We start from the raw sequence: 24264 nt of genomic DNA, 5'->3' as shown, positions 1-24264 counted from the left end.
GGGGGGGGATATGGCAGAGAAGGAACGGATCGGGGTCTATCCCGGCACCTTCGACCCGATCACCAGCGGCCACATGGATATCATCCAGCGGGCCTGCAAGATCTGTGATCGCCTGATCATCGGGGTCGCCAAGAATGCCGGGAAGGGTCCGCTCTTCTCGATGGAAGAACGGGTCGATCTGGTACAGGGAGAGGTGTCCCACCTCTCCCAGGCTGCCCGGATCGAGGTTCGTCCCCTAACGGGCCTGCTGATGAAATTCGCGGTCGAAACCAACGCCTCGATGATCATCCGGGGTCTGCGGGCAGTGTCGGATTTCGAGTATGAATTCCAGATGGCGGGCATGAACGCCAAGCTGAATGCCGAAATCGAGACTGTCTTCCTGATGGCTTCGGACGGACAGCAGTTCGTCGCCTCGCGCTTCGTGAAGGAGATCGGTAAACTGGGCGGCGATATCAGCCGCTTTGTGTCGCCCCGTATCCAGAAGGCGCTGCTGGAGCGCTTTGTCCAGGCCGATCCCGAGGGCAAAAGCACCCGGCAGACGCCGCCGTTCAATTGACCTTTTAAAAGGGTTGACCGGGTAGGGGCGGGCCACTATGGTGCGCCCCGTTCCCAGGGACGAGCGACGCTCGTTTCGCTCTGGTAACGGTTGGTGAGAGCTCGTAGCTCAGTCGGTAGAGCACGTGACTTTTAATCATGGGGTCCCGGGTTCGAATCCCGGCGAGCTCACCACTTCCCAGAATATCTCCTGATATAACACCTTAGAATCAACGCAAACGACTTCCTTCAGTAGGAGGACGTTTGTTTTTCCATTTCAGGTAACTATCGATAAGTAAAACCCCGTAGATGTCACTGTTGCCCACGGCGACGTCAGAGCTATTTTAACCTCGACCCTTGTTATTGAGGCCGGTTTTAATGGCGATCAGTTTTACTACCGAACCTGCATCTCGACTTCAGAAGCGTTTGATTGTCGGGCTGTCGGTAATTCTGTGTGGTCTGGCGATTTCCGCAGGCTTCAATGCCGCGATGCCGCTCGCGCCGGTGCCGGCTTTCCTGCCCGCTTACGCCATGGCCGTGATCATCACCGATCTGCTGACGGCCTACCTGATGGCCAGCCAGTACCGAATTCTCCGGCGCCCGTCGCTGCTGGTGCTGGCCAGCGCCTATCTCTATTCCGGTCTGATCGTCATTCCCCAGATGCTGGTGTTTCCGGGGGTGTTCAGCCCGACAGGCATGCTGGGGGCAGGGGCCCAGAGTGCCGTCTGGCTCTGGGTTATGTGGCACGGCGGTTTTCCCATCCTCGTGTCCCTTTACCTTCTGGCGGACGGTTACGAGCGCCCGGTCGAGCGTCCGACGGCGTCTCCGGGCCTGATTGGCCTGATGGTCGCAGTTTCGGTCGCCCTGGTGCTGGCCGCAACGCTTGCCGCCACCATTGGTCATGACCGGCTGCCGCAGTTGATCGTTACGAACAGCTATCTCAGCCTGGCGAATAGTCTGTGGGGGCAGGGCGTGCTTGTCGCCAATGCCATCGCCTTTATCGCCGTCTTGGGGCTGACCCGTTGCCGGACGGTTGGGCAACTGGGACTCGCTTTCGCAATTCTCGCCTCCCTGGTCGATGCGGCCTTGACCCTGGCCGGGGGCGCTCGCTTCTCCCTGGGATGGTATGTGGCACGGATGTGCACCATCCTGGCTTCCGGCTCAGTATTGGCCGTCTTTATTTACGAAATGACAAGCCTTTACGCCTGTTGCTTAACCTTGAATTCAGCCCTGGAACGCATGGCTTTTGTCGACGCCCTGACCGGTATCGCCAACCGCCGTCAGTTCGATCAGCGGCTTGAAGCCGAATGGAACCGGGCGTATCGCGATGGCCGGCCGCTGGCTCTGATCCTGCTGGACATCGACCATTTCAAGCGCTTCAACGACCGCTATGGCCATCCGGCCGGGGACGAATGCCTGCGCCGCGTCGCCTGGGCGATCAATAGCTGCACACGACGCCCCGGCGATCTTGCTGCCCGGTATGGGGGGGAGGAATTCGCGGTCATCCTGCCGAACTCCGATCTTCCGGGCGCCATGGCGATTGCCGAGAAGATATCCCAGGCGGTCCGCGCAATGGGGCTGAAGCATGAGAATGGCACCAGCGCCGGGATCGTGACGGTCAGCGCAGGTGTTGCCTCGCTGAGACCATCAGGCGTTGGAGCCACCATCGCAGGACTGAAATCCATGGCCGATGCCGCGCTTTACGACGCCAAGGAACACGGCCGTGACCGTGTGGAAGCCAGCACCGCGAATGCCGCGTGAAGGGTAGGGTGGGCTACCAGCGCGGCTTGGCGATGATTGGATCTATGTTGAAATAGACGGTCACGCTATCGCCTGATTGTTTGGTCGCACCAAATACGTCGAATGCGTAACCATCCTTATGCATCAGAGATTGATGTGAGACTTTGAGTCTCAGAACCGACAGCAGATCATATTCCTCACTGATCGAAATCGCTTTAAAAGCCGTTTCCGGGCTTTTTCCGTCGCCGGTACTTGCTAAAGCGTTCAGGAGTCCGTCTGCGACGCTCCGGTGAAAAGCGCCGCGAGGCTCGTTGCCAAGCCGTTCGTAACAGACCGCCATCATCATATGAGGCCGGGTGCTCAGAAACCCGTAGAGAGCAGCTTGGCCGTCCGGAGACTCGGCGATCTGAATAGCTTCCTCACAGGATTGCGCCTTCTGACGCTGGATATCGACCGCCGTCGTTTTCATCCCATAGGGATCGTAACTCGTGCTTTTGACATAGGCCGAGCGAAGAGCCTGAAAATCGATAGCGGCGTTGCCGGACTTCAGTTCAGCCATCAGACGCCTGTAAGCCTCATCCGGTGTTTCTGCCATGGCAGCAGGTCCGACCAGCGTCAGTAGAGTCAAAATCGTCGGTAGATGATAGCGGCTCATACTCGGTTCCCATCAGATGAATGGCTCAGGTAGAGCTTATGATTGGAATTTCGACTTTTCGGTGACGCTTGTTGCAAGGCCCAAGGCACGCAGACTGTGATATAATGCCTTGTTTTAAAGGGAGTATTCTCAAATGTAACTACTCATAATATGAATTATGCGACATTTGGATGTGGTGATAAATCGCTCTCTACCGCCTGAGCTGATCAGGTGTTCACAAAGCTTCATTCATACCGAAGCATATGCCTTAGGTAGATTGTTTGTGTTATAATTTCTAGGTCTGAGGGTGCAAACCAGATCTCATCGAGATCTCCGGCCTATGAGGATCCTGCGTTTGACCGATCTTACCGTCTTCAACGGAGCGACGATCGCTTTCGACCTTGATGGAACTCTTGTCGAAACAGCGCCGGACCTGATTGGAGCGGTGAACGCAGTCCTGATTGCGGAGGGCCTCAGTCCCCTAGCCTACGACCAGAGCCGACCTTTCATCAGCCGCGGAGCCCGATGGTTGTTGCACTGGGGGCTTGAGATGGCTGGAGAGCAAGAAGCAGCCGCCCGTACCTCCGCGATTTTCAACCGTTTCATCAGTCATTACAGTGCTCATATCGCTGATCAAAGCCTACCGTTTCCAGGTGTTCTAGACGCCCTGAAAACGCTGAAAGCGGCGGGTGCCAAGCTGGTGGTCTGTACGAATAAACCGACCGACCTATCGCGTAGCCTCCTGACCGAACTCGGCATGATCGGACTGTTCGACGGCGTGGTCGGCATAGACGCCGTGACAGCCGCCAAACCCAACGCCGCGCACCTGATCGAAGCCGTAGAAGCCGTGGGTGGCGATCTGCCGCACGCAATCATGATTGGCGATTCGGATGTTGACGCCGCAGCCGCGAGAGCCGCTGGAACGCCGTTGATCCTGGTCGATTTCGGCTATACCGAGATCCCGGCAGCCGAACTGGCGCCTGACGTTCTGCTGCATCATTTCGACGAACTGATAGCCGCTTGTGTCAGCCTGCTCAATGGGTTGCGCCCGGTCAGCTTAACGTGTGAAACAACTTCTTAAGTGCTGCTTCCGCTGGAGGAACCAAAGCGACATGACAACGCCCACCCGTCGCCTGCAAGGACGCACACAGAACCCGCATATGGCGGTTTTCAGGTTAGTGCATACTCTCAAGAATTCGGAACATGCTGAAGTTGCTGTTCTGGTTTCGGAGTCCGGCAAAGTGTTGGGCTGGAGTTCGGGAAGCGTCGGCAAAAATCGCAGGCGCGTGACCCCTGCCTTCAGGTTGATTTCCAATTATATCGACGAATTCGGCAAGCCGGGCCGCTGCTATGTCTACACGAGCTATCCCCCAACCTCCGCCTGCTACGGGAATATCTTCAAGACCGACGTCGAATGCGTCTTCTTCAACACTTATCCTGTGCCGATGGGCACCCTGCCCCAAGATATAACGGTTAAGCGTTACTTCAAGGGCGACAGCGTCACGGCCGAGGATGTGGATAGAAGCGATGTCGGGCGCTATTTCACCGATGATATCCATGCCGATATGGCCGTCGAAGACCTTGAACTGAACTTCATCACCATGGGCCATCAGTCATTCGGCTCGGACATTCGGGTGACGGGTCCTGGAGCTGTTCAAAGTTTTGTTCAGCACGACATCTATATGGCAGTTACGATGGGTATGCTGTCGCGAGTCACCGTCGAAAGAGGCTTCGATGCAGGAAATGCCGTCGCGGCCATTCTGGTGGATGAACAAAGCGGATTAATTCTCGCTGGCGGCCTCAATACCAACTCCAGCAGCAGCACCCTGCATGGAGAATATAACTGCATCATGAATCACGCGTACCGTGATCCAGAATTCTCCAACAAAAACAAAGTGATACTTTATACTTCTCTGGAAAGTTGCCCGCGCTGTGCCGGGCTTTTCACCTTCATGTATCCTGGCAGTAAGGCCTATTATGCCCGCACCGACGACGGGTTTGGGACAACCGCTCTGCGGTCCAATCTCGCCGGTTGTTCCCAGACCCACCTGCCCTGGTTGAACGAACCCATTGATCCCAAAAAACGATTCGCCAAGCCGCAGATTTCGACCGTTTTCTATGGGAAAGACGGCTCACAAACCCCCTTCGCAGAGGTTCGCGATACCAAGATAAACGGCGGCTTCGTGCGCAATAAAAAACTGGTGGGTTTCGAGCCTTGGAAACCGACTAAAGTCGCCCCAACGTTGAACAAACAACTGCAGCTTTACCCGGATCTGGCCGTCGTCATCTCCATCGGAACCGCATTGGAGCAGATCAAAAACGACGACAAATATCCCCTGCCCCCGCGTTTCACCAAGAATACGGATGCGGACCTTAAGACCTATAGCTACTGTCTGGACTATCTACGGGAATTTTTCGAATTCAATCAACGGCTTATCAAGGAACGAACGAAAGCTGTGTAGGTATCCTTACGGCTGAACCTCGATAACCATGCCGTCATAGGCAGGCTCGACACCCGACGGCAGTTCGGACAGCAACGAGCGATAGTCCATATCGTCCGTCATATGGGTCAGGATCGCGCGCTTGGGCTTCAGACGCTCGATCCACCCCAAGGTCTGAGCCACATGCGAATGGGTCGTGTGCGGCGCGTGGCGGAAGGCATCGACGATCCAGACATCGATGCCCTCAAGGGCCGTCAGAGTTTCTTCGCTCATCCGCACCACATCGGTTGAATAGGCAAATCGCCCGAACCGATAGGCATAGCTGCGCGAGAAGCCGTGATCCTGCTCCAACGCGAGTATATCCATTCCGGCGATTTGCAGGTGGTCCCCCGGCTCAATCACGCTGGGGACCAGCACCGGCTTGTAGAAGTTCTGCACCCCGTCCGGCAGCGGCTCGAAGACATAGGCGAAGGACCGCTGGACATGGGCAATGGTCTCGGGTGGGCCATAGACCGGCAAGGGCCGGTTGATGAGGCGGTTGATCGCCCGCAGATCGTCAATACCGTTCAGGTGGTCGGCATGGCTGTGGGTCCAGAGAACAGCCTCCAGCCCATCGACCTTCGCCGCCAGCATCTGGGCCCTCAGATCGGGGGAGGTATCCACCAGGAGCCGCCTGCCCGCTTCTTCCACCAGGATCGAACAGCGGGTGCGGGCATTACGAGGCTCGGCTGGATCGCACTTGCCCCAATCGCCGCCGACCATCGGCACGCCGCCGGAGCCGCCGCACCCGAGAATAGTGATCCGCATGCGGCCAGCCCTGCCCTCGCCCTTCAGGCCGCCTGGGCCAGAGCTGAGCGGGGTATCTTATTGAAAAGACGGAAGAAGTTCTCCGTGGTTGCGCTGGCGAAGCGGGCCTGATCCTCTTCCTTCAGATCCGCGGCGAACTTGGCCGTATGGGCCGTGAAGGCAGGCTCGTTGCGCTTACCGCGATGGGGGATCGGCGCCAGATAAGGGCTGTCGGTTTCCACCAGCAGCCGGTCGGTCGGCACGCTTTTGACCACAGCCCGCAGATCGACGGCGTTCTTGAAGGTCAGGATGCCCGACAGGCTTATGAAGAAGCCCATGGCCAGGCTGGCATCCGCCAGACGCTGGGTCCCGGTAAAGCAATGGATGACGGCAGAATAATCCCCTGCCCGCTTCTCCTCCTCCATCACCCGGATGGTATCGTCGTCGGCGTCGCGGGTATGGACGATCAAGGGCAGTCCGGTCTGACGGGCAGCCTCGATATGTGCGCGGAAGGACTTGATCTGCAGATCGCGCGGGCTGTGGTCGTAGAAATAATCCAGGCCCGTCTCGCCGATGCCGACCACCTTGGGATGCTTGGCCAGATCCACCAGGGTTTCTGCGGCATAGCCCCAATCGTGCTCGGCTTCATGCGGATGCACACCGACCGTGCAATAGACGTTCGGGAATCGCTCCGCAATCGCCAGCACGCCGGGGAATTTTTCAAGCTTGGTGCCGATCGTCAGCATGAGGCCGATACCGGCATCCCCCGCCCGCGCCACCACGGCCTCGAGTTCCTCGGAGAAATCCGGGAAATCGAGGTGGCAATGGCTGTCGACCAGCAACGTCACTGGGCCGCCCCTTCCTCGGGTGCGACATAACGCGGGAAAACGCCCTGGGGTGCAGGCAGCGGCGTGCCGGGAACCAGAGCCGTATCGATATGGGCGAAGCTGCGCTTATCCTCGGCGATCACCAACTGATCGAGCATCTTGGCGCCGCTGGCGGGCATGATTGCCTGCACCAGGAAGCCCATGACGCGCACAACGTCGGCCAGGACATAGAGCACGGTCGCCATGCGCGCCGGATCGGTCTTTTTCAGGGTCCAGGGCGCCTGCTCGTCCACATAGCGGTTCGCGGCCGACACTACATTCCAGATGTCTTCCAGACCTTTGTGGAAGCTCTGCTCCAGGAAAGAGGCGCGAACAGAATCGCGCAATGCCTTGGCCGAATTCAGCAATTCATGATCGGCCTCGATGAAAGGACCAGGCTGCGGCACGGTGCCGCCGCAGTTCTTGCCGATCATCGACAGCACACGCTGAGCAAGGTTACCCAGGTCATTCGCGAGGTCGGTATTGATGCGCTTGATCATCTGCGTATGGCTGAAATCGCCGTCGTTGCCGAACGGCACTTCGCGCAGCAGGAAATAGCGCACCGGATCCAGACCGTAAGTCTCTACCAGCTTTAGCGGGTCGATGACATTGCCCAGCGACTTGGAAATCTTCTGCCCCTCGTTGGTCCACCAGCCGTGGGCATAGACGCGGTCCGGTAAGGGCAGATCGGCCGCCATCAGGAAGGCCGGCCAATAGACGGCGTGGAAACGCACGATATCCTTGCCGACCATATGGAGGTTGGCGGGCCAGCGCGACCACTTGGGATCGCTTTCGTCCGGGAAGCCGACGGCGGTCATATAATTCACCAGCGCATCGAGCCACACATACATGATGTGCTTGTCGTCGCCCGGCACAGGAATGCCCCACTTGAAGCTGGTGCGCGAGATCGAGAGGTCTTTCAGACCGCCCTTAACGAAGCTCAAAACCTCGTTACGACGCGAGCGTGGACCGATGAACTCGGGGTTGGCGTCATAATAGGCCAGCAGCTTGTCCTCGAAGGCGGACAGCTTGAAGAAATAGCTGGGCTCCTCCACCCATTCGACATCGGCGCCGGTCGGCGCCTTGCCATTCACCAGTTCGGCCTCGGCATAGAAGGCTTCGTCGCGGACCGAATACCAACCGGCGTAGGAGCCAAGGTAGATCGCGCCCTTTTCGACCAGACGGGTCCACATGGCCTGTGCGGACTTGATATGGCGCGGCTCGGTCGTGCGGATGAAATCATCGTTAGAAAAATTCATGACTTCCGCGAGGGTGCGGAAGTTCTGCGAAACCTCGTCCGTGAAAGTCTGCGGCGCCACGCCTTTAACGGCGGCAGCCTTTTCAACCTTCTGGCCATGTTCGTCGGTGCCAGTCAGGAAATGAACGTCCACACCATCCAGGCGCAGAAACCGCGCCAGCACGTCACAGGCCAGCGTCGTATAGGCATGCCCGATATGGGGCTTGTCATTGACGTAATAGATCGGCGTGGTGACGTAATAACGATCCGGGCGAGCCATATTAGTTTTCCTCATACCACCAGGGCGCTTGGATGCCGGTCAACGACCCGGCGGCGCCAATAATTCCAAACTCGACAGCAGAACCTGCTTCTTATCGAGATTCAAACGCATTGCGGTCTCGAACAGCAGGTGGATCTTGTCCCATACCTCAATCAGGCGATCAAGCGAATGCGCCGCCATGACCCGCGCGCGGGCACGGTTTTCGCCCTCGACCAGCTCAGGCCCCGCCCCACCTCGCGCCGCTTCCCGGACAAGGCGCGACAGCCACCAATCCAGCAGGCTGCGGGACAGTTCGAACCCTGTCTCCTGCCCGGCACGCGACAGGCGATCGGCAAAAGCATGATGACGCTGGGCGTCAGGCGCGCCGACCAACTGCATGATTTCGGCATAAAGCTCCAGCCCGCCCCCGGCCATAAGTTCAAGGCCGCGACCGGGACTACCTTCCGCCATGGCCGACAGGCGTGCCAGGGTCGATGCATCGCTGGCAACGCCAAGCCTGCTCATCACCTGCCCCATGCCGGCAGTGTCCAAGGGCTCCAGCAGCAGCTTGCGGCAGCGCGATCGGATCGTTGGCAGCAACCTGCCTGGCGCGTGGCTGACCAGCAGCATCATCGTGCGAGCTGGCGGTTCCTCAAGACCTTTCAGTAAGGCATTGGCCGAATTGGGATTCATGTCGTCGACACTATCGATCAAAACGACACGCCATCCGCCTGAAGACGAAGTCAGATGCAGAAAAGCTGAGACCGCGCGCACCTGATCGACGGCGATATTGGTCTTCAGTTTGCTGGTTTTCTCATCCCGCAGCCGCTCCACCACCATCAGATCTGGGTGACTGCCAGCGGCGACCTGACGAAAGACGGGATGATCCTCGCTCAGCTGGATACTGTCAGGCTTGGCGGCGAAGAACATGCCGCCGCTATCGCCATTCCCCTCGGCCAGGATGAAGCGGGCAATACGATAGGCCAGCGTAGCCTTGCCGATGCCGGTCGGTCCGCTGATCAGCAAGGCATGCGGACAGTGCCCGCTGTTCCAACTCTCAAGAAAAGCGGCTTCGGCGGCGGCATGACCGACGAGAAATGAAGAAGTCTGCGGCGTCGGAACCGGCGCTTCCGCCGCCTGACTCATAGGCCGCTGTCGGGGAGTCTGGCCCGCACGACCGCGCGGATCAGGGCGCTGACGCTTTCCACTTCCTGGGTCGCATCAATCACGACACACCGTTCGGGGTCTTCGGCAGCGATCTTGTGGAAGCCGTCACGCAGGCGACGATGGAAATCGATGGTCTCACTCTCGAAACGCATTTCGCCATTGCCCTTGCGCAAGGCTGCACGCGCCAGACCATCTTCGACAGGAAGATCCAGGATTATGGTCAGGTCGGGCATGAGGCGTTCGCAGGACAGGCGGCGCAAGCGGGTCAGCAGGGTAATCGGCAGACCGCGGCCATAGCCCTGATAGGCAATGGTGCTGTCGACAAACCTGTCGCTCAACACCCATTCGCCGCGCTTCAGGGCCGGGCGGATCAGGCGCTCCACATGGTCGCGGCGGGCGGCTGCGATCAGCAGAGCCTCGGTGATGCTGTCCCAGCGGTTGGCTGTTCCCGTGACGATCAGGTCGCGGATTTCCTCGGCCCCATGAGAACCACCGGGTTCCCGTGTCGCCGTGCAGGAATGACCCGCCTTGACCAATGCTGTTTTGAGGCGGGCCATCTGGGTGGATTTCCCAGCGCCCTCGCCACCCTCAAGGGTGATGAAACTACCGCGACGTCTCATTGTCCCAACACAAAATGGTTAACCGCCGCGCCAACGCGACCAAACAACCCTAGCTCACCCACGCTTTGCGCGGCAACAAGCGGAAGCTGAATCGGCGGCAGGTTCGGGGTGGTGACCACGAGCTGCCCGATTTCCTGCCCCTGCTGAACCGGCGCCTTCACGGGCGATTCGTATTTCACGGAAACCTGCATATCCTTGCGCAGACGGCGGGGAAGCGTCACGACGCTCTGCTGCTGGACGCTGACAGGGACAGTCTTCGCCTGACCCAGCCAGACCGGCACTTCCTCGACAACATCGCCCGGCTTGAACAGTGCGTAATTGTCGAACTCGCGGAAGGCCCAGCTCATCAGACGCTCGGATTCCTGCGCGCGATCCCGCATCGACTTCAGGCCATTGATGACCATGATCAGGCGGCGGCCTTCACGCACGGCCGACGCCGTCAGGCCATAGCCCGCGATTTCGGTATGACCCGTCTTGAGACCATCCGACCCGGCGAGTGAGGCCAGCAGCGGGTTGCGGTTATCCTGCTTGATGCCGTTAAAGGTAAACTGGCGATCTGCATACATCTGATAGAGATCCGGGAAATCGCGGATCGTCGCATAGGCCAGCACGGCGAGATCATGGGAGGTCGTCCAATGATCCGGGTCCGGCCAGCCCGAGGCATTGCGGAAGTTGGTATCCATCATGCCCAACTCACGGGCCTTGCGGGTCATCTGCTCGGCAAAGGCTTCTTCGCTGCCCGCCAGCCCTTCGGCCAGCGCAACGCAGGCATCATTGCCCGAGGAAATAACGGCACCATGGAGCAGATCCAGGATCTTCACCCGGGTCCCGACCTCGATGAACATTTTCGAGCCGCCCATACGCCAGGCTTTTTCGCTGACGGTCAGCTCGTCTTCCAGCTTCAACTCGCCCTTCTTCAATTTTTCGAAGACGAGATAGGCCGTCATGATCTTGGTCATGGACGACGGATACATGCGCTGCGAGCCGTTTTTGTCCAACAACACCGCGCCGGTGGTCGCATCGATGATATAGGCGAACTCCGCCCCGGTTTCGATCAGCGGAAAGCCGCGCGCATCCACAGTCGGCGCTGGCGGCGGGGGCGGCATGGCGGGCTTGGCAGCCGGCTTCTGGGGCTGCGTGGCAGGCTTGGCCGGCGGCTTCTGCTGAGCCTCGGCATAATAAGGGACGGCGATGCTGGTGGCGACCGCGGCGACAAAAAAAGCAGTTACGAGTGACTTAGCCATGATCGCTTACCCTGGTGGCAAATTTAGTCGACAATCAGGCGGGCATCCGGGAAACCGCCTTTTTGTATCACATTTTCAAGTGTCCGATCGCCTTCCTCGACAGACGGCAGCGGACCGATGCGGACCCGATGGAACTGCTGGCTGCCGATCTGCGTCGGCGTGATGACCGTCGGGCCATAGGCCTGCAGCTTCTGGCTGAGAGCCCGGGCATTATCCGGATTGGACAGCGCGGCGACCTGAATGAAAAGACGCGTCGATTTCGGTGCGACCTGCCCAGACGGACCCGTGGGATCGGCAGGCATTGGAACGGCGCCCCGGTTCGCAAGCGAGCTTGCAGGCAAGGAGGCCGTGGCGGGTGGCGATGCCGGTGCTGTCGAGCGGCCCGCCGGGGCTTCAAGCTTTTCAGAAGAAATCGTGCTGCGCGGCGCGGCCTGAGGGGCCGGTTCGTTTGGCAGATTGGAGGCGCGGGCAATGAAGGTGCCCCCTGCCCCCTTGGAAGCCTGATCGCCCGACGTGCGGCCCTGCGAGCGCATGGCATCGGCGATCTGCTGGCTTTCCTGCGGCAGGATCTGGACCCGAACCCGCGCGGTCCCCGCCGTCTCGAAGCCCAGAAGCTGGGCACCCCGGCGGGAGACATCAATGATACGGCTATGGGCATAGGGGCCGCGGTCATTGACACGCAGCACAACCGTGCGTCCGTTATCCAGGTTGGTGACCCGAACGAAGCTGGGCATCGGCAGGGTGCGATGGGCGGCGGTCATTTCGTTCTGATCGAAATTCTCGCCGTTGCCGGTCATCTTGGCGTGGAAGCCCGGACCGTACCAGGAGGCGATACCGGTTTCGTCGTACTTGTAATCTTCGGCCGGATAATAGGTGACGCCGTTGATCTGATAGGGATTGCCGACCTTATAGACGCCGCCCGTCGCGACTTCCGTGCTGGGCGTGCCGGTCTGCGGCGTGGTGCTGGAGGAGACCGGGGTCTTTCCGCCGCAGGCGGCAAGGCTTGCCGCCGCCAGCATCAGGACGATGGGGCCGAAGGGGGCACGGGTCTTCATATCAAGCATCGCCGATCATATCCGCCAGTAAGCCGATGGACGTCGCAAAATACGTCGACCGGTTCCATTGCATGAGGGTTCGGAAATTGTCGTAAACCAGGAAGCCGGGGCCAGTGATGCCGTCCGGCATGACCAGCGACGCCTCTACGTCGGCATGGGGAAGCGGCTTGCCGTCGATGGCGCGCAACCCAAGCTTCTGCCATTCGGCAAGCGGCTTGCGTGTATCGATACCAATCGGCAGGTTGGTCGCATCGGACGGCACATGGACTGCCCGCCCCCAGACGACGCCCGGTTGCCAGCCCTGCTCTTTCAGGTAATTCGCCATCGACCCAAAAACGTCGGGCAGGCTGTTCCAGATATCCCGGCGCCCGTCGCCGTCAAAATCGATGGCCAGCTTGTTGAAGCTGGAGGGCATGAACTGGCATTGCCCCATGGCGCCGGCCCACGAACCGCGCAAGCCGCCGCGCGGCGCTTCGCCCCGGTCGATGATCTTCAAGGCTTCGATCAGCTCGCCCCGGAACAGCTCGGCGCGGCGCCCCTCGAACGCCAGCGTGGCCAGCGCCGGGACGACATCGAAACCGCCGGTGAAACGACCAAAATCTGTCTCAACCGCCCACAGCGCGACGAGATATCGGGCTGGAACCCCGAACTGGGCGGAAACCCGGTTCAGAAGCTGCCGATGCTCCTGCAGCTTGGCTTTGGCCGTTTTGATGCGCTGCGCGTTGACCACCCGCTTGCGGTAATCGGCGAAGGTGACTGTCTTTTCGGGCTGCTTGCGATCCAGTTCGACCACGCGGGCCAAGGGCACCATGCCCGCCAGCGCGGTTTCGGCGGTCGAGCGCGCGATCCCGGCGGCACTGGCATCGGCAATGAAGCCGATTTTCCAGGTCTCGAAGCGGGCAATTTCGTCGGCGGATGTGGTCGACAGAGGAGCCTGGGCCATGGCCGGAAGCGACACGGACGCCGCCAGCACTCCAAGAACCCCACCAAACGCCGCCTGTAATACGCTCCGCATCTGCCCCAGCCGATTTCACTGAACTTCGCAGATGTTGTGGCACGTTGCGTATTGCAACGCAACGGCTCGGTTAAGGAAATGATAAGCCTTGGTCGTTACGGATGCGGAAAGATTTCTGCGGTCCGTCCCATGAGGCGGTAATACAGTAGCCCCAGCCACTCTCGGATCGCCCAGTGCGTGGCATTCATCCCGTCCAGCACGGCATAGCTCGCCCCCTCGCCGTCAGGGGCAGTTCCATAGTCGACCGGATAGGCGGTGACGTTCCAGCCGATCTGCCGGAAAATCCCGACCGAGCGCGGCATATGATGGGCAGAGGTCACCAGCAGCCAGACCTCGCCCTCCTTGGGCTGCACCAGCAGCCTAGAATTCTCCGCATTTTCCTGGGTGTTGCGGGCGTCACGCTCAAACAGAATGCGTCCGTCCGGGACGCCTAGTTTGGCAACCAGTTCGGCTGCCACATCCGCCTCGCGGATGCCTTCACCATCCAGGGAGGCTGTGCCGCTGCTGAAGACCACTTTGGCGTCGGGAAAGCGGCGGGACAGCTCGATCATCGCCAGGATCCGCTCGGCACTGTCATTGACCACCGGCTGCCCACGCAAGCGCGACAGATCGCCATTGATCGGCCCACCCAGGACGATGACACCATCGACGCGGGTCAGGTTGGCCGGGGCCGGGAAACGGTTCTCCAGCGGCCGCAGCAGCCAGTCCCCCATCGGAAGAACGGCCATGGCCAGCAGAAGCAACACGCTGAAGGCACAGAGGCTGCGGCCAAATCGGCGCCAACCGACAAGGCTTAGCAACCAGCCGAAGATCAGTCCGAAGAGGATGAGATTGCCGGGGCTGAAGAGCCACCAGAGAAGCTTGCTTGCGATAAAGGCCATGGTGCCGCCTACAGTCGTCGAAGAGATCGCGGTTGGCAAGCAAGGGGTCGACGCGGCAGACTGGGGTCACTATGACAAGTGCACCAGATCTTCCCGTTCCGCCCGTTTCTACGTCCCTTCGGTTCCGCCAGCTGGCCATCGGCGACAATCTGCCCCGCCTCCGCAGCCACGCCGATTTTCCGACGATCCTCGATCTCGACAGCCTAACCGGCAATTATGTCGTCGTTCTGCTGGTCGATAGCGGAGAAAGCAGCGCGGAGGCTTTCCGCCTGTTTGACGCTCACTCCCGGGTCGGGTTCGATGCGGCCCTGGTGACGATCACTTTCTCCGACGCAGAAACGCGCTTCAAGGCGACCGGGGAAAAGCGGTTCATCGTTCAGGATCTGGGCGGGAAAGCCGGGCAGATGTTCGGGGCGGTCAGCCTCAATGAGGACGGCCCAGCGCGGGTCCGCGCGCTGGCCGTTCTGCTCGACCCGTCCTTGCGGGTGATGGCGAGCCTGCCGATTGCCGAGGCACCCGCCCTCGCCCGTCGCCTGTCGACCCTGCCGCCGCCGGTTGCCCATTCGGGCGCCTTTGCGCCGCCGCCGATCCTGATCGCCCCACGCATTCTGGAGCCTGAGTTCTGCCGTCGCCTGATCGATTATTATGAGTCCAATGGCGGTACCGACAGCGGCTTCATGGTCAATGTCGACGGCCGGACCGTCGGCAAGATCGATCATTCGGCTAAGAAGCGCGCCGACTGCGATATCGCGGATATCGGCCTTCAGAACGATCTGAAAAAGCGGATCGAACGGGCGCTGGTGCCGGAGATCATGCGGGTGTTCAATTTCAACGCCACCCGGATCGAGCGCTATATCGTCGCCTGTTATGACGATACCGGCGGCCATTTCGGCCCGCATCGGGACAATACGACCAAGGGAACGGCTCATCGGCGCTTCGCGGTGACCATCAATCTCAATGCCGATGAATATGAAGGGGGCGACCTGTTCTTCCCCGAATATGGCCCGCAGACATGGCGCTGCCCGACCGGCGGCGCGCTGGTCTTCTCCTGCTCGCTCCGCCACGGGGTGACCAAGGTGACGCGCGGTAAGCGTTATGCCACCCTGCCCTTCCTCTATGACGAGGCGGCTGCGGAAATTCGGATGGCTAATCTCGGGTATATCGATAACTGAGTTAACGAGGCTCAACACCGGCGTCATCCCGGGACTTGATCCCGGGATCTCTTACTCGCGAAGTTTTCCGGTAAGGCTCCCGGAGGAGATCCCGGTGTCGAGCACCGGGATGACGAACTGCTTAGTCTATTTCACCATATCGGCCAGCTGCTGCAGGATCTTCTGCACGCCTTCGAGCCGGTCGATGGGCCGCTCCCAGGTGCGGATGACGACCAGTTTGTGGTCCGGCCGTAGCTTCGCTGTTCCGGCCTGACGCTGGAGATAGGCAACGAGTCCCTGCGGATTCCGGAAGTTGTTGTTGTGGAAGGCCAGCACCACGCCCTTGGGACCGGCATCGACCTTGGCAACCCCGGCCTGACGGCAGAGCCCCTTGATCTCGATCACCTTCAGGAAGCTTTCGACTTCCGGCGGCAACGGGCCGAAGCGGTCGATCAGTTCGGCAGCAAAGCCATCGATGTCGCCCCGGGTGGTCAGGCCAGAAGCGCGGCGATAGAGCGTCAGGCGCACGCCCAGATCGGCGACATATTCCTCGGGGATCAGCACCGGCGCGCCCAGGGCGATCTGCGGAGTCCAGCCGTTCGGCTCCTCGACTGCCGGAGCTTCGCGTGCACCGCGCCGGGCGGCATCGACCGCTTCCTGGAGCATATGCTGATAAAGCTCGATCCCGACTTCCTTGATATGGCCCGACTGCTCATCGCCCAGCAGATTGCCCGCGCCACGGATATCCATATCGTGGCTGGCAAGCTGGAAGCCCGCGCCGAGCGTATCGAGCGTCTGCATGACATCAAGGCGCTTCTGCGCGCCCTCGGTCAGCACTTTGCCCTGGGGCAGGGTCAGATAGGCATAGCCGCGCAGTTTCGAGCGCCCGATGCGTCCGCGCAGCTGATAGAGCTGGGCCAGACCAAACAGGTCGGCGCGATGGATGATCATGGTATTGGCGGACGGAATATCGAGGCCGCTTTCCACGATATTGGTTGAAAGCAGAATGTCGTACTTCCCCTCGCAGAAGGCGTCCATGACGTCTTCCAGCTGGGTTGCCGACATGCGGCCATGGGCGATGGCGAAGGTGCAGTCCGGCACCAGCATCCGCAGACGCTCGGCCAGCATATCCAGATCTTCCAGGCGCGGGCTGACGTAGAAGACCTGACCGCCGCGAAAATGCTCGCGCATGATCGCTTCGCGGATCACCACGGGATCATAGGGCAGCACGAAGGTACGCACCGCCAGACGATCCACCGGCGGGGTCGCGATGATCGACAGATCGCGCACGCCCGTCAGCGCCAGTTGCAACGTACGGGGGATCGGCGTCGCAGATAGGGTCAGGACGTGGACGTTCGCCTTCCACTCCTTCAATCGCTCCTTCTGCGAGACGCCGAAATGCTGCTCCTCGTCGACGATCAGCAGGCCCAGGCGCTTGAAGTCGATGCTTTTGGCCAGCACCGCATGGGTCCCGACGATGATATCGAGGGTGCCGTCGGCCAGCTCCGCCTTCACGCGGCTGGCTTCCTTGGCGGTGACGAGGCGCGAGAGCTGCCCGACTTTGAGCGGCAGACCGGCAAAGCGGTTGGCGAAATTCTGATAATGCTGACGCGCGAGCAGCGTCGTCGGGACCACCACGGCCACCTGCATGCCCGCCATCGCGGCGACGAAGGCCGCCCGCAGGGCGATTTCCGTCTTGCCGAAGCCGACGTCACCGCAGATCAAGCGATCCATCGGTTTGCCCGACGCCAGATCCGTCAGCGTTTCCTCGATGGCCCGCAACTGATCGTCGGTTTCGGCATAGGGGAAGCGGGCGGCGAATTCGTCGTAGGTACCCTCGGCAGGCATCAGCACTTCGCCCTGGCGCAGCTGGCGTTCGGCGGCTACTTTCAGCAGCTTGTCGGCGATATCGCGGATACGTTCCTTGACCTTGGCCTTGCGCGCCTGCCAGGCGGTGCCGCCCAGCTTGTCGAGCTGCGCCCCCGCATCCTCGGACCCGAAGCGGGACAGAACCTCGATATTCTCGACCGGGACAAACAGCTTGTCGTTCCCGGCATAGATGACGCGCAGGCAGTCATGGGGGGCGCCCGCCACCTGAATGGTCTCCAGCCCTTCATAGCGGCCGATGCCGTGGTCTACATGCACCACCAGATCGCCCGCACTGAGCGTGCCGAGTTCGGTGATGAAATTGGCAGCTTTCTTGCGCTTGGGCGCCCGGATCAGGCGGTCGCCGAGGATATCCCCCTCGGTGACTACGGCGATGCCGTCGGCGGTGAAGCCGCGCGGCAGGGCCAGGACGATGGCGGCAACCTTTTCCTTGGGCAGAGCCTTGGCCTGCTCGAACGTCTCGACACCCTCGACCCAGCTGACACCATGGTCGCGCAGCAGGCCGATCAGGCGATCCCGGGAACCGGCGGAATGGGCCGACAGCATGGTGCGGGCGCCGGTCGTGCGCAGGCTCGCCAGATGCTCGCGCACCGCATCATAGAGCTTTACGTCAGGGCGGGCGCGCACATCGCCGAAGTCGCGACCCAGGCGCCCTTCGGCATCGGCCCTGCCCTCGGTCTTGGGGCTTTCGGTCGGGGTGAAGGCGGCAACCGCCCGCACGTCTCCGATCTGTCGCCATTCCTTGGGCGTCAGATAGAGCCTGTCGGCGGGCAGCGGATGATAGGGTGAGCCCTCGGCGCGGCTTGATGCGACCAGATCACGGCGGGCCTGATAGAACTCGCTGACCTGTTCAAACCGCGCGGCAATCGCCTCCTCGACCTGATGATCGAGCGAAAGAGCCGCATTCGGCACATAGTCGAACAGGGTCGACATATGCTCGAAGAACAACGGCAGCCAATGTTCCATGCCCATCTGGCGGCGCCCGGCCGATACGCTTTCGTAAAGCGGATCGCCCGATGTCTCGGCACCAAAAAGACTGCGATAGCCATGGCGGAAGCGCGTGATGGACTCCTCGTCCATCAGCACCTCGGAGACGGGCCGGAAGGAGATATCCTTCAGATTGCCGTCCGACCGCTGGCTCATAGGATCGAAGGTGCGGATGGTTTCCAGTTGATCGCCGAAAAGATCGAGACGCACCGGTTCGGCGGCCCCGGTCGGGAAGACGTCGATGATGCCGCCACGCACGGCGAACTCCCCCGCCTCGCGCACCGTCTCGACCCGGCTGTAGCCATTGCGGGCGAAATAGGCGAACAGCATCTGATCGTCGACCGTATCGCCGACCTTCAGACGCAGGGCGGACCCTTTAAGCGCATGGGCGGGCGGCACCCGCTGGGTGATCGCGGCGACGGTGGTCAGCAGCACACGCGGCTTGGCGGGCATGCCGTCGGCAAGGCGGGTCAGCGAATCCAGGCGATGGGCCACCAGCTCGCCATTCGGGGACACGCGGTCATAGGGTAGGCAATCCCAGGCCGGGAATCCCAGCACCTCGACGCCTGGGGCGAAGAAGGCCAGCGCCTCGGTCAGTAGCGACACCCGCGCATCGTCGCGGGCCACATGCACGACCAGCCGCCCCTGCTCGCCAATCGCCTCGGCGGCCCGCTTCAGGACAAGCGCGTCATAACCTTCCGGCACGCCGTGCAACTGCACACGGCCGGGCATGGCGTACCAGGGGGGCGTCTTCGCTAGAACCATCGGGAACAGAACTCAGTCTTTGGCGTGGAACGCGATCAGGCGGCGCAGGATGGGGGTGTCGTCTTCGGGCGGCGGGACCGTGCGGCCCATCACCCAATTCACGAGATCGATATCGGGCAGGTCCAGCATCAATTCGAAAGCCGTCATCTCGGCTTCGGTCATGCCTGGCACCTCGGCGTCGGCAAATCGGCCGATCAGGATGTCGGCTTCCCGGCTGCCCCTATGGTGAGCCTGGAACAACAGCCGCTTTCTGCGGACCTCCATCGTTAACCCCTTTTTGCGTTGCTTTTTGAGACGCGCGGCACTGGATATAGACGCCCTGCTTCCACTTGTCAGCGCCCAACCGATCAATCCGATGCGTCCAGCCGTTCTATTTCCCCTCTTTGCCGGTATCGATACCCTCGCCGGGGTTGGTAAAGCATCCGTGCGCCTGCTGGAAAAGCTGGATGTTCGGAATGTCGCCGATCTGCTGTGGCATTTGCCGACCGGGGCGGTCGACCGGCGGCTGGTGAATTCCATCCAGGAAGCCCCCCTGGGCGAGACTGTCACCCTCAAGGTCTTTGTCGATGGGCATGAGCGCCCGGACAACCCCCGCCGTCCCTGGCGGGTTCGGGTTCGGGATGACAGCGGTTTCCTCACCCTCATCTACTTCCACGCCAAACCCGACTGGCTGGTGAAGCAGCTTCCCTTTGGCGAAGAACGCGCCATCTCTGGCCGGATCGAGGCCTATGGCGACAGCCGCCAGATGCCTCACCCCGATCTGGTCGCGCCGGTTGACGAGATCGAACGTCTCACCGGCTTGGAAACGGTGTATCCGCTTACTGCAGGATTGTCGGGCAAGATATTGGGAAAGCTTGTCAATTCTGCCCTGGAGAAAACACCTGAGCTACCCGAATGGGGCGAACCGTCGCTTCTGAAAATGCGGCAATGGCCCAAGTGGCGGGATGCCCTGCTGGCGATCCATAAACCCGAGGTGCTGACCGTTCTTGATCCCATGAGTAAGGAGCGACAGCGCCTAGCCTATGACGAATTGCTGGCCAATCAATTGGCGTTGCAGCTTGTCCGCGCCCATCAGAAGACCCTGCCAGGTCGCACGCTGCATTTCGATCAGCGGATTCAGGCTCGGGTCCTGGCCACCCTGCCCTTCGGCCTCACCGGCGCCCAAAAGCAGGCGCTGTCCGAGATCATGGGCGACCTCAAATCCGAAAAGCGCATGCTGCGCCTGCTGCAGGGCGATGTCGGCAGCGGCAAAACCGTGGTGGCGCTGCTCACCCTGGCAGCCGCGGTCGAAGCTGGGTCGCAAGGCGCCCTGATGGCCCCGACCGAAATCCTCGCCCGCCAGCATCTCGAAACCATCGCGCCCCTGGCCGACGCGGCAGGCCTGAAGATCGCCCTGCTGACGGGGCGCGAGAAGGGCAAGAACCGCGAAGCCGTGTTGGCCAAGGTCGCCGCCGGTGAGGTCGATATCCTGATCGGCACCCACGCGTTGTTCCAAGAGGATGTCGCCTTCCAGGATCTCGCCGTTGCCGTAATCGACGAACAGCATCGCTTTGGCGTGCATCAGCGTTTGGCGCTGACCGGAAAGGGGCGTGGTGTGGACGTTCTGGTCATGACCGCCACGCCCATCCCGCGCACCCTCGAAATGACCGCTTACGGCGACCTGGATGTCTCGCGCCTGACCGAAAAGCCCCCCGGTCGCAAACCGGTCGATACCCGCGCCCTCCCGATGGAGCGACTGGAGGATGTGATCGCGGGCGTTGGACGTAAGATTGCGGCGGGCGAGCGCGTCTATTGGGTCTGCCCGCTGGTCGAGGAGAGCGAGACGGTCGATCTGACCAATGCCCAGGAGCGGCATCTGCTGCTGTCAGGCCTGTTCGGATCGGCGGTCGGGCTGGTTCACGGCAAGATGAAGGGTGCCGAGAAAGACAAGGCCGTCGCGGACTTCGTCGAAGGCCGCACGCAGATCCTGGTGGCGACGACCGTCATCGAGGTCGGGGTCAATGTCCCCGAGGCGACGGTCATTGTGATCGAGCATGCCGAGCGCTTCGGCCTTGCCCAGTTGCATCAGTTGCGGGGCCGCGTCGGGCGTGGCTCCCTGCCCGCCTCCTGCCTGCTGCTCTATCAGGCGCCATTGGGCGAAACGGCCAAGTCGCGCCTGGAAATCCTGCGCAAGACCGAAGACGGCTTCATCATCGCCGAGGAAGATCTGCGTCTGCGAGGCGCTGGTGAGGTGCTGGGAACCCGGCAATCGGGCATGCCGACCTTCAAACTGGCCGATATCGAAGGGGCGCATCGCGACCTGCTGCCGGTTGCCCGCGACGATGCCCGCCTTATTCTTGACAAAGATCCCGAGCTAAACGGTCCACGCGGCGCGGCATTGCGGACCTTGCTGTATCTTTTTGAGCGCGATGCCGCCGTTCGTTATCTTCGATCTGGATAGAAAACCATGCGCCTTAGTCTGATCCTGCTTCCCGCCCTGCTTTTAGCCGCCTGCTCGGACAGCACGCGCTACTACCGCCCTGGTACCGACATGGCCGAAGCCGCGCGGACGGAGCGGGCCTGCAAGCGGGAAGCGCAGGCCTCGATGGCGGGTAGCACGCGGGAACGTGTCGACGCCCTACGCGATAACTATGATCCGGCCGGCGGGGGCAACGGAATGAACAGTGACAGTTATCGGATCCGTAGTTCCATGAACAACGCCAGCCGCGACCGTGCCATCGCGGGTGCTGTCGACAGCTGCATGCGCGGAATGGGCTATTCCTCGCGCTGATTTTAACCAAACGGTAACACGCCAGCTCCTATAGAATAGGAGAGTGGAATAAAGGTTCTGTGCGTTCTATGAGTCGTCTGCAACAGGTCGAAACGCTGCGCATGCAGCATAATCAGCTGGATTTGGAACTGGCGGCGGAAACGCTTCGCCCGCATCCTGATCCCAGTCGGCTGTCACAACTCAAGCGCCACAAGCTTAACCTGAAAGATCGGATCGCCCGGCTGATGCATCGCCGCGGCTGGTTCGCCTAGTCGTCCGCTTCAAATGTCCAAGAAACGCCCTATCGCCGCCCTGATTTTGATTTTCGGGATCTTTTTCTATGTCCTGGTCGCCATGGCGGTTCATGCTTTGCTGCCGGTACACTGGGCGGTCGATCTGCTGTTTTTCCCAGTAGCTGGAATGCTTTGGGTGCCACCGGCAGTTAAAGTTTTCCGTTGGGGTCAGCGCGGATAGCGTTATCACGGCCAATTAACTCACGCTCCTATTGCGTTTTCCTCAACTCAGCCATACCCTCCGTGCCAGGGTTGCCCTGGGGAGAGGGCGCCACAACCACATCTTGGGGAAGGTTACATGAGCAAGTATCGGTCTCTCGCACTCGCGATGGTCATTTCGACCTCCGCTCTGGCGATGGCTTCGGCAGCGAATGCCGAGTCTGTTCTGCGCGTTGCCAATTTTGGCGAGCCGGACACTCTCGATCCGCAGAATATGTCGGGCACCTGGGAGAACCGCATTTCCGGCGATATGTTCCTGGGTCTGACGACCGAGGCCGCCGACGGTAAAGTCATTCCGGGCGCTGCCACTGACTGGAAGATCAGCGAAGACGGTCTGACCTACACCTTCAAGATCCGCGACAATCTGAACTGGTCGGACGGCGTTCCGGTGACCGCTGACGATTTCGTCTTCTCGTATCGCCGCATTCTCGATCCGAAGCAGGCTGCGAAATACGCCTCGCTGCTCTACACCATCAAGGGTGCAGAAGAGATCAATTCGGGTAAGGAAACCGATTTCCTGAAGCTCGGCGCCAAGGCGATCGACAGCAAGACGCTGGAAGTCACCCTGAAGGAGCCGGCCCCCTACTTCCTGCAGCAGCTGACTCACTACACCGCGTTCCCGCTGCCCAAGCATGTCGTCGAAAAGCACGGCAAGGAATGGGTCAAGTCGGGCAACATGGTCTCCAACGGCCCGTACATGCTGCAGTCGCACACCCCGAACGACACTGTCGTTCTGGTGAAGAACCCGAAGTTCTATGAAGCCGCCAAGGTCAAGATCGACAAGGTCGTCTTCTATGCGGCCGACGATCGTTCGGAAATGGAAAAGCGCTATCGCGCCGGTGAAATCGACATCGTCACCGACATCAACACCCAGCAGCTCGATCGCCTGAAGAAGGATTATCCGAACGAGCTGAAGATCTCGGCCTATCTCGGCAACTACTACTACGTCTTCAACACCGCCAAGGGTGTGACCGCCGATCCGAAGGTCCGTCAGGCCCTGACCATGGCGATGGATCGCGAGATCCTGACCGAAAAGGTCTCCAAGGCTGGTGAAATCCCCGCCTATGGCATCGTCCCGCCGGGCATCGACAACTATTCGGCCGGCAATGCCGAACCGGCTTGGAAGAAGCTCAGCAAGGACCAGCGTCTGGCCGAAGCCAAGAAGCTGCTCGCCGAAGCAGGCTACACTGCCGAAAAGCCGCTGAAGATCACGCTGTCCTACAACACCTCGGAAAGCCACAAGGCGCTGGCCGTCGCGGTGCAGGCAATGTGGAAGCAGTCGCTGGGCGTTCAGGCCGAACTGACCAACGCCGATACCAAGACCCACTACAACAACCTGCGTGACGGCACCTTCGACGTCGCCCGCGCTGGTTGGATCGCCGACTACAACGATCCGCAGAACTTCCTCTATCTGTTTGAAACCCGTACTGGTTCGAACAACTACGGCAAGTTCTCGAACGCTGAATACGACAAGCTGATGGTCGATGCCGGTAAGGAAGTCGATCTGAAGAAGCGTGCGCAGATCCTGAAGAAGGCCGAGCAGATCGCCATCGATGGCTATGCCTGGTCGCCGATGTATTACTACGTTTCGAAGAACATCGTTTCGCCGCGGGTGAAGGGCTTCGTTGCCAACACGAAGGACACTCACCGCACCCGCTGGATGGAAATCGCAGCGAAGTAAAAAAACGAGCGTGAACCACCGCAGGCGGGAGGGCGAAAGCCCTTCCGCCGATT

Annotated in this window: 22 protein-coding genes and 1 tRNA gene; 11 read left to right on the top strand and 12 right to left on the bottom strand. The window is 60.6% G+C overall.

The window, feature by feature from the left end:
* Nucleotides 1-10: 10 nt before the first annotated feature.
* From coaD to ACFSM5_RS06760, 3 genes are all read left to right on the top strand, one after another.
* Nucleotides 11-556: a pantetheine-phosphate adenylyltransferase gene (gene coaD, locus ACFSM5_RS06770; protein ID WP_379875543.1), complete on the top strand. Its 546-nt coding sequence runs from the start codon at nucleotides 11-13 to the stop codon at nucleotides 554-556.
* 97 nt (nucleotides 557-653) lie between these two features.
* Nucleotides 654-729: transfer RNA gene (locus ACFSM5_RS06765), tRNA-Lys, on the top strand.
* Nucleotides 730-912: 183 nt separating this feature from the next.
* Nucleotides 913-2295: a GGDEF domain-containing protein gene (locus ACFSM5_RS06760; RefSeq protein WP_379875542.1), complete on the top strand. Its 1383-nt coding sequence runs from the start codon at nucleotides 913-915 to the stop codon at nucleotides 2293-2295.
* Nucleotides 2296-2308: 13 nt separating this feature from the next.
* Here the strand turns inward: ACFSM5_RS06760 and ACFSM5_RS06755 are convergent, their stop codons facing one another.
* Entirely contained in the window at nucleotides 2309-2929 is a 621-nt protein-coding gene (locus ACFSM5_RS06755; RefSeq protein ID WP_379875541.1) for a DUF4919 domain-containing protein, read from the bottom strand.
* Between the two features lie 334 nt (nucleotides 2930-3263).
* Between ACFSM5_RS06755 and gph the strand changes: the two genes are divergently transcribed.
* Both gph and ACFSM5_RS06745 read left to right on the top strand, forming a co-directional pair.
* A complete protein-coding gene (gene gph / locus ACFSM5_RS06750; RefSeq protein WP_379875540.1) occupies nucleotides 3264-3989 on the top strand; it encodes a phosphoglycolate phosphatase in 726 nt (241 codons plus the stop codon).
* 31 nt (nucleotides 3990-4020) lie between these two features.
* A complete protein-coding gene (locus ACFSM5_RS06745) occupies nucleotides 4021-5370 on the top strand; it encodes a cytidine/deoxycytidylate deaminase family protein (protein WP_379875539.1) in 1350 nt (449 codons plus the stop codon).
* Between the two features lie 6 nt (nucleotides 5371-5376).
* On the opposite strand, the gene ACFSM5_RS06740 is transcribed toward ACFSM5_RS06745, so the two are convergent.
* The 9 genes from ACFSM5_RS06740 to ACFSM5_RS06700 form a co-directional block, all read right to left on the bottom strand.
* Nucleotides 5377-6156: an MBL fold metallo-hydrolase gene (locus tag ACFSM5_RS06740; RefSeq protein WP_379875538.1), complete on the bottom strand. Its 780-nt coding sequence runs from the start codon at nucleotides 6154-6156 to the stop codon at nucleotides 5377-5379.
* 23 nt (nucleotides 6157-6179) lie between these two features.
* A complete protein-coding gene (locus ACFSM5_RS06735) occupies nucleotides 6180-6977 on the bottom strand; it encodes a TatD family hydrolase (protein WP_379875595.1) in 798 nt (265 codons plus the stop codon).
* A gap of 2 nt (nucleotides 6978-6979) precedes the next feature.
* Nucleotides 6980-8518: a methionine--tRNA ligase gene (metG, locus tag ACFSM5_RS06730; protein ID WP_379875537.1), complete on the bottom strand. Its 1539-nt coding sequence runs from the start codon at nucleotides 8516-8518 to the stop codon at nucleotides 6980-6982.
* A gap of 39 nt (nucleotides 8519-8557) precedes the next feature.
* A complete protein-coding gene (locus ACFSM5_RS06725; RefSeq protein ID WP_379875536.1) occupies nucleotides 8558-9643 on the bottom strand; it encodes a DNA polymerase III subunit delta' in 1086 nt (361 codons plus the stop codon).
* A complete protein-coding gene (gene tmk, locus ACFSM5_RS06720; protein ID WP_379875535.1) occupies nucleotides 9640-10284 on the bottom strand; it encodes a dTMP kinase in 645 nt (214 codons plus the stop codon). Before tmk ends, ACFSM5_RS06725 begins: the two co-directional genes overlap by 4 nt.
* Nucleotides 10281-11528, bottom strand: a complete 1248-nt coding sequence (locus ACFSM5_RS06715; RefSeq protein WP_379875534.1) for a D-alanyl-D-alanine carboxypeptidase family protein — start codon at nucleotides 11526-11528, stop codon at nucleotides 10281-10283. The genes tmk and ACFSM5_RS06715 overlap by 4 nt, the downstream gene beginning before the upstream one ends.
* A gap of 23 nt (nucleotides 11529-11551) precedes the next feature.
* Complete coding sequence (locus tag ACFSM5_RS06710) at nucleotides 11552-12583, bottom strand: septal ring lytic transglycosylase RlpA family protein (protein WP_379875533.1); 1032 nt, start codon at nucleotides 12581-12583, stop codon at nucleotides 11552-11554.
* Between the two features lies 1 nt (nucleotide 12584).
* Nucleotides 12585-13598: a lytic murein transglycosylase gene (locus tag ACFSM5_RS06705; RefSeq protein WP_379875532.1), complete on the bottom strand. Its 1014-nt coding sequence runs from the start codon at nucleotides 13596-13598 to the stop codon at nucleotides 12585-12587.
* Nucleotides 13599-13693: 95 nt separating this feature from the next.
* On the bottom strand, nucleotides 13694-14479 hold the full coding sequence (locus tag ACFSM5_RS06700) for a YdcF family protein (RefSeq protein WP_379875531.1): 786 nt from the start codon (nucleotides 14477-14479) through the stop codon (nucleotides 13694-13696).
* A gap of 71 nt (nucleotides 14480-14550) precedes the next feature.
* Here ACFSM5_RS06700 and ACFSM5_RS06695 point away from each other — a divergent pair, with 71 nt between their 5' ends.
* Nucleotides 14551-15651: a 2OG-Fe(II) oxygenase family protein gene (locus ACFSM5_RS06695; protein WP_379875530.1), complete on the top strand. Its 1101-nt coding sequence runs from the start codon at nucleotides 14551-14553 to the stop codon at nucleotides 15649-15651.
* Nucleotides 15652-15777: 126 nt separating this feature from the next.
* On the opposite strand, the gene mfd is transcribed toward ACFSM5_RS06695, so the two are convergent.
* Together mfd and ACFSM5_RS06685 are read right to left on the bottom strand one after the other, a co-directional pair.
* Nucleotides 15778-19269: a transcription-repair coupling factor gene (mfd, locus tag ACFSM5_RS06690; protein ID WP_379875529.1), complete on the bottom strand. Its 3492-nt coding sequence runs from the start codon at nucleotides 19267-19269 to the stop codon at nucleotides 15778-15780.
* 12 nt (nucleotides 19270-19281) lie between these two features.
* A complete protein-coding gene (locus ACFSM5_RS06685) occupies nucleotides 19282-19533 on the bottom strand; it encodes an FAD assembly factor SdhE (protein ID WP_379875528.1) in 252 nt (83 codons plus the stop codon).
* Between the two features lie 91 nt (nucleotides 19534-19624).
* On the opposite strand from ACFSM5_RS06685, the gene recG reads away from it, so the two are divergent.
* The 5 genes from recG (at nucleotide 19625) to ACFSM5_RS06660 (ending at nucleotide 24211) form a co-directional block, all read left to right on the top strand.
* The gene (gene recG, locus ACFSM5_RS06680) at nucleotides 19625-21709 is read left to right on the top strand and encodes an ATP-dependent DNA helicase RecG (RefSeq protein WP_379875527.1); all 2085 of its coding nucleotides are present in this window, start codon (nucleotides 19625-19627) and stop codon (nucleotides 21707-21709) included.
* Nucleotides 21710-21715: 6 nt separating this feature from the next.
* Nucleotides 21716-22039 (top strand): hypothetical protein, encoded by a 324-nt coding sequence (locus tag ACFSM5_RS06675; RefSeq protein ID WP_379875526.1) that lies wholly within the window; start codon nucleotides 21716-21718, stop codon nucleotides 22037-22039.
* 68 nt (nucleotides 22040-22107) lie between these two features.
* A complete protein-coding gene (locus tag ACFSM5_RS06670; RefSeq protein ID WP_379875525.1) occupies nucleotides 22108-22290 on the top strand; it encodes a YdcH family protein in 183 nt (60 codons plus the stop codon).
* Nucleotides 22291-22303: 13 nt separating this feature from the next.
* Entirely contained in the window at nucleotides 22304-22492 is a 189-nt protein-coding gene (locus ACFSM5_RS06665) for a DUF2842 domain-containing protein (protein WP_379875524.1), read from the top strand.
* 117 nt (nucleotides 22493-22609) lie between these two features.
* Complete coding sequence (locus tag ACFSM5_RS06660) at nucleotides 22610-24211, top strand: peptide ABC transporter substrate-binding protein (protein ID WP_379875523.1); 1602 nt, start codon at nucleotides 22610-22612, stop codon at nucleotides 24209-24211.
* The last annotated feature ends 53 nt before the right edge of the window (nucleotides 24212-24264 follow it).

The organism is Lacibacterium aquatile (assembly GCF_042683105.1).
Taxonomy (GTDB): Bacteria; Pseudomonadota; Alphaproteobacteria; order Elsterales; family Elsteraceae; genus Lacibacterium; species Lacibacterium aquatile.
Note: the sequence above shows the minus strand (reverse complement) of the source record. Positions and strands in the feature narration are given on the sequence as shown.